Annotated in this window: 11 protein-coding genes and 1 pseudogene; 8 read left to right on the top strand and 4 right to left on the bottom strand. The window is 50.3% G+C overall.

The annotated features are described in order from the left end of the window. Positions 1-309 (top strand): chromate transporter (locus ABYT30_RS11255; protein WP_373096516.1); only part of this gene is annotated, 309 nt, incomplete at its 5' end. A 67-nt stretch (positions 310-376) separates the two neighbouring features. Here ABYT30_RS11255 and ABYT30_RS11250 read toward each other — a convergent pair. Together ABYT30_RS11250 and ABYT30_RS11245 are read right to left on the bottom strand one after the other, a co-directional pair. Beyond that, the gene (locus ABYT30_RS11250) at positions 377-2,365 is read right to left on the bottom strand and encodes an SDR family oxidoreductase (protein WP_373096514.1); all 1,989 of its coding nucleotides are present in this window, start codon (positions 2,363-2,365) and stop codon (positions 377-379) included. A 51-nt stretch (positions 2,366-2,416) separates the two neighbouring features. After that, positions 2,417-3,820: a wax ester/triacylglycerol synthase family O-acyltransferase gene (locus ABYT30_RS11245; protein ID WP_373082764.1), complete on the bottom strand. Its 1,404-nt coding sequence runs from the start codon at positions 3,818-3,820 to the stop codon at positions 2,417-2,419. Between the two features lie 263 nt (positions 3,821-4,083). On the opposite strand from ABYT30_RS11245, the gene ABYT30_RS11240 reads away from it, so the two are divergent. Both ABYT30_RS11240 and ABYT30_RS11235 read left to right on the top strand, forming a co-directional pair. Then, on the top strand, positions 4,084-4,929 hold the full coding sequence (locus ABYT30_RS11240) for a peroxiredoxin family protein (protein ID WP_373082762.1): 846 nt from the start codon (positions 4,084-4,086) through the stop codon (positions 4,927-4,929). A 6-nt stretch (positions 4,930-4,935) separates the two neighbouring features. Beyond that, entirely contained in the window at positions 4,936-5,610 is a 675-nt protein-coding gene (locus ABYT30_RS11235) for an NUDIX domain-containing protein (RefSeq protein ID WP_373082761.1), read from the top strand. Here the strand turns inward: ABYT30_RS11235 and ABYT30_RS11230 are convergent. Beyond that, positions 5,607-6,224 (bottom strand): lytic transglycosylase domain-containing protein, encoded by a 618-nt coding sequence (locus ABYT30_RS11230; RefSeq protein WP_373096512.1) that lies wholly within the window; start codon positions 6,222-6,224, stop codon positions 5,607-5,609. The two genes, ABYT30_RS11235 and ABYT30_RS11230, sit on opposite strands and share 4 nt — an antisense overlap. Positions 6,225-6,529: 305 nt before the next feature. Here ABYT30_RS11230 and ABYT30_RS11225 point away from each other — a divergent pair, with 305 nt between their 5' ends. From ABYT30_RS11225 to ABYT30_RS11205, 5 genes are all read left to right on the top strand, one after another. Further along, positions 6,530-6,955 (top strand): EF-hand domain-containing protein, encoded by a 426-nt coding sequence (locus tag ABYT30_RS11225; protein ID WP_373096510.1) that lies wholly within the window; start codon positions 6,530-6,532, stop codon positions 6,953-6,955. 40 nt (positions 6,956-6,995) lie between these two features. Continuing rightward, the gene (locus tag ABYT30_RS11220) at positions 6,996-7,553 is read left to right on the top strand and encodes an RNA polymerase sigma factor (protein WP_373096507.1); all 558 of its coding nucleotides are present in this window, start codon (positions 6,996-6,998) and stop codon (positions 7,551-7,553) included. After that, positions 7,550-8,023: a hypothetical protein gene (locus ABYT30_RS11215; protein ID WP_373096505.1), complete on the top strand. Its 474-nt coding sequence runs from the start codon at positions 7,550-7,552 to the stop codon at positions 8,021-8,023. Before ABYT30_RS11220 ends, ABYT30_RS11215 begins: the two co-directional genes overlap by 4 nt. Continuing rightward, positions 8,020-8,499, top strand: a complete 480-nt coding sequence (locus ABYT30_RS11210) for a periplasmic heavy metal sensor (protein ID WP_373096503.1) — start codon at positions 8,020-8,022, stop codon at positions 8,497-8,499. Before ABYT30_RS11215 ends, ABYT30_RS11210 begins: the two co-directional genes overlap by 4 nt. 181 nt (positions 8,500-8,680) lie before the next feature. Then, the gene (locus ABYT30_RS11205; protein ID WP_373082746.1) at positions 8,681-9,097 is read left to right on the top strand and encodes a BLUF domain-containing protein; all 417 of its coding nucleotides are present in this window, start codon (positions 8,681-8,683) and stop codon (positions 9,095-9,097) included. A 38-nt stretch (positions 9,098-9,135) separates the two neighbouring features. Here the strand turns inward: ABYT30_RS11205 and ABYT30_RS11200 are convergent. Beyond that, positions 9,136-9,289: pseudogene (locus tag ABYT30_RS11200) on the bottom strand (hypothetical protein); the annotation flags it as partial.

Genomic DNA, 9,289 nt, shown 5'->3' with positions numbered 1-9,289 from the left:
GTGTTCCTGCCTGGCTTTTTGTTAGTCGCTGGGCTTAGTGGCGTGTGGCGGCAATTGGCTCAGCAGGGCCGCGTTGTTGCGGCGATTGCGGGAGTGAATGCGGTAGCGGTTGGCATGTTAGTGGCTGCTTGGGTGAATCCGGTATTGAGTAATGCGCCAAAAGACCTGTCTTCGCTATTTTGGGCACTAGCGGGTTTGTTTGTCTTACGTAGTCGCAAGCTACCGATTATTTGGCTTATTGCGATATTTTCAATGTATGGCGCGATACGTTTTGTGGACTATTTCCCCTCTGGGTTATTGGCGGCATAACAAGTAGACATAAAAAAAGGAGGGCCAAAGCCCTCCTTGTCAGTCTTAAGCCTAAAGGCGTCAGTGTTTAGACGTGAACCCCTTTCAGTACCGCCGCCAACGCCATTTGCTCAGTGGACACTTCGGGCGCGCTTGCATCGCCGTCACCCTTGGCCGCAGATGAATCTGGGAAGGTGCGGAATACTGTGTTCATGGTGATTTCTACCGCTTTCGGCATGATGGCGTTGAGCACCTGCGCGGTAATACCGAGGCCAGTTGCGATACGCTTTGGACGGCGAATAATCGCATCGCAAATCATGTCGGCAGCTTCTTCTGGCGATAGGGTGGGTACCGAGTTGTAGATTGAGGTTGGCCCAATCATTGGCGTTCTCACCAGTGGCATATTGATGGTCGTGAAGGCGATATTACGGTCTGAGAACTCCGCTGCTGCACTGCGCGAGAAGGCATCCAAGGCTGATTTAGACGCGGCATATGCGGAGAAGCGCGGCGAGGTGCCCACGATGACCGCAATCGATGAGATATTGATCACGTGACCAGCTCTACGCTCCAGCATTGATGGTGCCAGACCCATAATGAGACGAATAGCGCCAAAGTAATTGAGCTGCATGGTGCGCTCAAAATCGTGGAAGCGGTCAAAGGTCAGTTCTAGTGAGCGGCGAATTGAGCGGCCGGCGTTGTTCACCAGTACATCGACTTGGCCGTGATTTTCGATCAGGGTAGCTACCAGCTTGTCACAAGAGCTTAAATCCGATACGTCACAGCTATAAGCAAAGCTAGTGCCGCCTTTTTCGGAAATCTCTTTTTGGGTTTCATCCAGTTTTTCTACCGAACGGGCTACCAGTATGACCTTGGCGCCAGCAGCCGCTAATTTCAGCGATGCCGCCTTGCCAATACCGGAAGACGCACCGGTAATAACAACGACCTTATCCTTGACGTTGCCGCGTAGTGAGCGGTCCTTAAATAAACTCGGGTCGAGATTGCGTTCCCAGTAATCCCAAATTTTGGCCGCGTAGTCCTCTAGCGCCGGGGGGGCAATGCCGCTGCCCTTGAGTGCTTTCATGGTGTCGCGGGTGTCAAAGCGGGTGGGCATATTCATGAAGCTAACGGCATCGGGGGGGATGCCATAATCAGCCAATACGGCACTAATAATACGGCGCACCGGGGGGAGGCCTTTTACTAAGTTCAATATTGACGGGGGAATAAAGGCAAACATGCGCATATCGATGCGCATGGCAAAGCGGGGGGCGTGGGCGGCCTTGGATAAAATATTAAGTACTTCGCCAACTTGCTGAGTCTCGGTGTTAACCAAGTGAAAACAGCGCCCATCCAATCCTGCTTTGTGGGACAGGAAGTCCATTGCATCAGCGACATAATCTACTGGCACAATGTTCATTTGTCCGCCTTCAATGCCAATCAGAGGCATCCACTGGGGGAGACGGTTTCGCAGTCGCTGCAATAGTTTAAAGAAGTAGTAAGGACCGTCGATTTTGTCGATTTCCCCCGTTTTAGAGTCGCCAACGACCATCGCTGGGCGGTAAATACGGTAGGGGATCTTGCACTCACTGCGCACAAGGCCTTCAGATACGTGCTTGGTGCGGAAGTAGGCGTGGTCCAAGCCCCGCGCTTCTTCAAACATATCCTCGCGGAATACGCCGCGATACATGCCCGCTGCGGCGATAGAGCTGGCGAGGTGGAAGCATTTGGCTTCCATGGCTTCGGCAGCGGCAATCGCGTTCTTGGTACCTTCAATATTGGCAATTTCTTGGCTTGCAGCATCCGCCTTAAGGTCGTAGATCGCGGCAAGGTGGTAAAACTGCTTAACTGAGCCTTTGAGTGTCGCGAGATCTTTGGCGCTAATACCAAGCTTGGGTTTGGATAAGTCACCGTTAATTGCGACTAAACGATCACTGCTCAGACCTGTCTTTTGTAATAGGTCTTTGTATTTTTGCTTGGAGCTTCGGCGCACCAAAACGTAGATGGTACCTTTGCGCTTGGCGAGACGTTCAATCAGAAAGCGACCAATAAAGCCGGTTCCGCCGGTAACAAAATAACTCATAGGTGAATCTCCAGGTCTTTTAAAATCAGTACTGCGATAAAACTATTATTTTTAATCTAGTTTGCCTTGGCGAGGGGATACCGCCTCTTCCAAGTCGTCAAATGCATCGTGAATGTAATCACTGAGAATATCAAGGTTTGGCATCGCCTGGCTGGCGACTAGGCCAAATTGCAGGCGGCCATCATAACTGTATAGCGTAATATTCAAGTGATTGCTGGGCGTGAGTGCGCTAAGCGGGTACATTTCTTCGAGCTTGGCGCCTTTTAGGTAGAGTGGTTTAGCTGGTCCGGGTACATTAGAAACCAGCGTGTTACCAAGCGGCGGTAATACGTCGCCTAATTTAAGGGCCTCACTGACGAGCGAAAGCCCACCTAGTAAGACGGTATAGGCCATTACCGAGGCCGGCGGTACGCCGTCAATCTGGTAGCGGACGTTGCGGAGCGTAAAGCCGATTTCCCGCAGGCGCTCATAGGGGTCGGTGGTTTTGCTGGCGAGCTCTACCAACACAATACCGATTTTATTGCCAAGGCTGTCATCACCGCTTCGACGTAAATTTACCGGCATTTGAATGGTGATTGGCTCGTCGATGTCGGCGTTACAATCTTGCAAATAGCGGTGCAGCGCGCCATCAATACAGGTCAAGGCAATATGGTTAAGCGTCGATCGGGTCTGTTGGCGCAGGCGGGTGACGCGCTTCATATCTACCGCCGCCGTCGCTATTTGGCGACCAGCGCTTACTTGGCCGGTAAGCGGGGTGTGGGGGTTGGCTTTATAGGGTACTGCCACGGCATTTTTGGTAAGGTTTAGGGTTTCTAAAGCCAGTTGCGCGCTGAGTTTGGATAGCCCAGCTATGGCTTTGATATAGTCACCTGAGCGGCCACCAAGTTGGCTTAGGACTTTCATTATAGAGATGCTGTCCGCTGTATTTTGCAGACGCTTCTGGGGTAGCACCGACCAAATTGGGGTCACTGCCTTGGTGCGGGCAGTTTTACTGAGGCTATTGACCAACCATGAGGACATGGTGACGCCGTCAGCATAGGCGTGGTGGAGTTTGGTGTAGATGGCGAAGCGCTGGTTGTCTATGCCTTGAAATACATGCATTTCCCACATAGGCCGGCTTTTGTCGAGACGAATACTGTGTAGCTCGCTCACCTCGGCATACAGGCTGTCGCGGAAATCACTGCCACTCAGGGTGTGAAAAAAAACGTGGTTTTCTATATTGAACTGACTATCGACTTGCCACTGTGGCGCGCTGAATCGGCTGAATTTGATGATTTGATTAAAGGGAGCACGAATTTCGTTAATATTGCCCGCGTATTCGGCAACGACTTGTTCTACGTAGTTTGCCGCCGCCTTGGCGGGCTTGCGAAACATCAGCAGGCCACCGACATGCTTGGGGCTCGCATCCGTTTCGGTTAAGAAAAAAGCGAGGTCCATGACTGAAAGTTTTGCCATAACGGTATTCACACCCTGTGTTTACACAAAATTGATAGTTTAAAGCTTTAAATTATAGCTGTAACTTATTGCGTCGCCAGCTAATTAATTTGAATACGCCACAAGTCTATGTCCTAATGTTTTTCTTAGCTATTGCCGGTTTTTACCTGGTAAAAAATTTTAGGTCAATGCGTCGCGCGTTTGATTTTCTAAAGCTAACCCACAATAGCTATATTTAACAGCGTGGCTTGAGGTGTTTGAGTGAATAGTCGGGATAATAAAAAATGATAAAGGCCCTGCTCGGCCAAATTAAGCGTTGGTATGCAATTCCATACTTCTTAATGTGCCTAATTGTGACGGCGCAAAGTGTGGTGTACCACCTTAATGGCAATACCTTTAGTTGGTCTTGGCTGGGGGTGAGCGTCGCTATAGCACCCTTAGTGGTATTTATGGCCATTGTTTATTCTCTGCCGTGGAGCGGAATTGCAAACTATATCGCGATTCCCGTTGTCGCGGCTTTTGTCGGCGCGTTGTTGGCCGTTATTGAGATGCGGCCATTGCCGACGTTTTACACTTTGTTTTTCGGCTTGGGCGGCGTACTCCTGTATATATTTTGGTATTCGGACCTAGACCGACCGGACAATCCTTTACTGAAAATTGGTGCTAAATTGCCGGACTTTACGGTTCTGTCCGCAGATGGGGTTGAGCTGCATTCTTCGGCTTTTCTCGGCCGTAAGACACTGTACATATTTTATCGCGGGAACTGGTGTCCAGTGTGCCAAGCGCAAATTCAGGCGCTGGCCGAGCAATATCAAGAAATACAGCGCCGGGGTGTTGCAGTTGTTTTAATTAGCCCGCAAACACCCCAGCGCAGTGCCGAGCTGGCCCAGCGCTTAAACGTATCAATGCAAATATGCACTGATACCGACAGTAGGGCGGCGAAACGCTTAGGCATTTATCACCACCATGGTGTTCCGTTGGGAATCCTAGGCTATGGTAGCGATACGGTATTACCAACGACCCTAATTGCTGATGAAAATGGCAATATTGTGTACGCCGATTTGCCTGATAATTTTAGAGTTAGGCCAAGAGTTCAAACCTTAATAAGTGCACTAGATGGTGTGTGGTAATTAATTATGAGTGCAGAGATAAGCGCAGCCGCGACCGTGGTGATTGTTCGCGACGGGGCGGAGGGTATTGAAACCTTATTACTGCGCAGGCATAGCCAGCTAAAGGTTAGTGGTGGTCACTGGGTGTTCCCAGGGGGGCGAATTGACCCTGAAGATTACGCCGAAGACCGCGACGAAGCGCAGGCGTCCCGAGTCGCGGGGGTTCGTGAAACACAAGAAGAATCGGGCCTCGTGCTAAATCCGGAGTCGTTGTTGTTGTTGTCTCACTGGACGACGCCTCCGAGTATGGGGCGGCGTTTCGCAACGTGGTTTTATCTTGCGACGGTCGGCCAAGATGTACCTGAAGTGATTGTTGACGGCGAGGAGATGGATGCCTTCTGCTGGGCGAGTCCGAATACCTTTCTTGAACAACATCGCCACGGCGAATTGGCTTTATTACCGCCGACGGTGGTGACACTCGAGGAATTACACCGCTGTGCAAGTGTCGCCGCTGCGCAGTGTTTCTATCGTGACCGCCCCGCGCCCTTTATTACGCCACAAATCACCAAGCATGATGATAGGGTGTGCATGCTCTACGCTGGTGATGCTGGCTATGAAGCGCGTGATCCCCTGTCCCCTGGCGCCAAAAATCGTTGCTACCTTGAAGCCGGGGTTTGGCGTTATGAGTGCAGCGCTGACTAGCGCTGGGCGAGTAATAAGCCAGACTCCAGTTCGAGCGTGGAATCAAAACGCCGCCATTTTTTGATCACTTTATTGGCGTAGGTCAATTTGCCCACAGAGCCATTATAGCGGGCCAGTGCGCGGCTAATATTGCCATTTTCGCGGTCTAGGTAGCGTTTGAGAATTTTGCAGCCATAGCGAATATTGGTCTCAGTCTGATAAAGATTGTCGCTGGAATGGCCTAATACATCTCGCCAAAAGGGCATTACCTGCATCAAGCCTCGGGCGCCAACGCGAGAGGTCGCGCGGCCGTTAAAACTGCTTTCAGTTTCAATTACAGCCAATACCAGCCCCGGCGGCAGCTGGTTACCAAGAGCGTGTTTGTGCGCCAGCGCCAATATGCGGAGTCGCGTAGCGGGGTCGCGGACGTAGCGGCGGGTCATTTTAGACATCTCGGCGATCCACACATGACCGTCATTATGGTCGCTGAATGATGGGGTTCTAATCACTGCTTGGTAAGCTAAGCTTGCTTCAATTGGGTCGCGATGTGAGTAGTTACTATCTGCTAATGCTAGGCTTGTAAGGGCAAAATTGCTGATTAATGTCGCAATAACGAGGGCGATACGCGTAGGCATAGAAATCTCTCTGGCACGGAACGTCCTGTTCACATTTTTATTATGACCTTAGCTAATTAAGTTGCTGGGGCATGTAAATTTACTGAGTTACCTATTTGGCAGGTAGAAGATTCAGAGGCCCGCAAAGGTCTTTTGCAATCAAATATAGTTAGATTTAGGCTAACTTTAACGCATTCGAGTGGTGATGAGAACTAACGGTTTGTGTTTTTTGCCATACAAGAGGTCGCTGCGAGGGGTTTTATGAGCTGGGGTGTTTAATCAATACGGCCGTAGCAATCTACCGAACCTTTATCGGAGTAACAAATATGAATACCAAATTAATTTTCCCAGCAGTTCTGCTTAGCGCCATGACATTGGCTGCACACGCCGGTGAGGGCCATAAACGTCACCATAATCCAGACCTCAATGATGATGGCGTGGTAAGCACCGCAGAAATGCTGGAACACCGACAGGCCATGTTTAAAAAAATGGATTTAAATGGTGACGGTTTTGTGACTGAGGCAGAAACTGCGGAAATGAGGGCGAAAATGGCGGCGCAGCGCCAAAAAATGCACGAGGAGAAAGCCAAGGTGCGTTTTAGTAAAGCTGATCTCAATGGTGACGGCATGATCTCGGCAGAGGAGTTTGCCAGCGAAGCCGAGCAGAAAATTAAACGGTTGGACGCCAATGGTGATGGTGAAATAAGTAGACAAGAAATGCGTGCAGCTAAGCGCGAAATGCGAGGAGCTTAACGTGCAAAGCGGCGAATACCTGATGAATAACGCTGTCTGAATGATTGACGACAGTGAATTGATGCGCCGGCTTGCCAATGGTGACCGGCAGGCATTTGCCAGCTTGCTCAATCGTCATAGCAGGCTGGTACTCAATGTTTTGTACCGCATTGTATTGTCTCGCGATGATGCTGAGGATTTATGCCAAGAAGTTTTTGAGCGCCTGTGGGTGCACGCCCCCCAGTGGCGAGACGATGCCAAACTAACTACTTGGTTGTATCGCGTGGCCAACAACTTGGCGATAAATTTTCGGCAGCGGGTACAACTGCGTTATGTGCTAAATGACGGGTTGGCGGCGGCGGAGCTTGATGCCGAGGCCGGGGACGAGAGTCATGGTGCAGAATCAAGCGCATGCTCAAGTGAGGTCGCGGATTCGGCCCTGTTATTAGCATTAGCCAGCTTGCCGTCAAATTATCGGGCGGTGTTGGCTTTTCGCTTCTACCGAGACCTGCCAGTAAAAGATATTGCAGAAATTATGGGCTTGTCGGCTAAAGCCGTGGAGTCGCAGCTGGGCCGTGCCAAAGCGCAGTTGAAAGAACGTTTGGGAGGCAGCGCGTGAACAGAGTACAAAAGGCCTTAGAGGCAACTGTGCAGTTTTACGGCAGTGACATTAGCGCTTGGCCGCGGTGGCGACGATTTTTGCTCCGAGTCTTCATAATGCTTAGTCGCAATTGTCATCAGGATTGGCAATCCATAAAGACCCGGGCAAATAAAGACGAAGCTGCCTTGGTACAAGACTATTGTGACAATTTAACTGAACTCGCGATAAGCGATGCCATGGCGCGTCGTCTGCAGGCAATTACCGAGCAGCCCCAGCGGGCCGTCGCGCTAGCGCGTGTAGGGCGAGTGACAGAGGGTGGCGCGCGCTTTTGGCAAATTAGTTTCGCGTCAGCGGCCGCCTCGGTGTTACTGGGGGTGGCTCTCGGTGCAGGTGGGTATGTGGAGGTATTTAGTGATAGCGAGGTAGCTTATTTAAACGTCACTATTACGTATGAGGTGAGCGATTGGCTCGCGGAGGATGTGCAATGACATCGAAGAAAGGCATTTTAATGGCCTTACTAGTTTCACTGGTAGTAAATGGGATCTTGGTCGGCTTATTTATCGGACATCGTATGGCGGGGGAAGAGCGTCGGGCTATGCACGGCATGACCCGACAGCTACTGCGGGATGCGCCCAGTGCCTTCGCTGAGCCTATGCGCCTAGCGATGGAGGCGCACCGCAGCGAAATGCGCGGCGCTTTTCGCGAAATGCGGAGCGCCCGACGTGATATGTTCAAAATTTTAAAAGTGCCTCAGGTAAGCGCGGAAGAGATCAGTCAGGGCTTTGAGCGGATGCGAACCGCAGAGACTGAAATGAAAAAAATTAGTCATCATGTGCTGGCGGAGGTATTGCCTAAAATGCCAGTGGAGCAGCGTTTATTGTTTGCGAAGCAGGGAATGAAAGGCCGTCACGGAGGCCGAGATCACAGTGGCGATCAGCCTCTTTATAAAAATGATAGTTTGTAGCGCCAATTTTTAAGGTGATTCTCATGGCAGCGGCCGATATTCATTGATTGCGTTTTTAAAATTTGTGTTTCCTAGCAGAATGCTGATAGTGCGTTATATTGAATAAGCCTGTATCTGTATCTTGGTAGGGTGGCGAGATTAGAAACTAGGTCGATTGCAATGCACTTAGAGGGTTGGGGCGGTGATTTTCTATCTAATTTATGTCAGCTCATCAGTGGAATTAATGCCTGAAGAAGATTTGCTAGTGCTTTTGCGTCAGGCTCAGGCGAAGAATTGTGATCTGGATATTAGCGGAATGCTGCTCTATAAGGGCGGTAATTTTATGCAGATGCTTGAAGGTGAGGAGGAAACGGTTCGGGAGCTCTATGCTACTATCAAGCAGGATGAGCGACACAAGGATGTGTTGACCGTCATTACTGGGCGCGTGAAAGAACGAAATTTTGCTGGGTGGTCGATGGGCTTTAAGAACATGGATAAAATTGCCGACCTTCAAAATTATGAAAGCTATATTAAAGATAATCTCACCTTGTATTCATTTCAAGATGATGCCGTGCACGCTTATGAATTTATTACCTACTTTAACGAAAGTAATCGTTAGCAGCCTGGAAAGATTCACGGGAGTCGGTAGGCAGCGTTTTATAATGTGGCTCGCGGCGCAAACATAATAATGGCCATGCCAATTAGGGCGACGCCAGACCCAATAATATCCCATGGCGTTGGCCGAATACCCTCAACTGCCCATAACCATATTATGGCGACACCGATATATACGCCGCCATAGGCTGCATAG

The sequence above is a fragment of the Zhongshania sp. genome, assembly GCF_041623545.1.
Classification (GTDB): Bacteria; Pseudomonadota; Gammaproteobacteria; order Pseudomonadales; family Spongiibacteraceae; genus Spongiibacter.
This window is presented reverse-complemented; position numbering and strand designations above follow the sequence as displayed.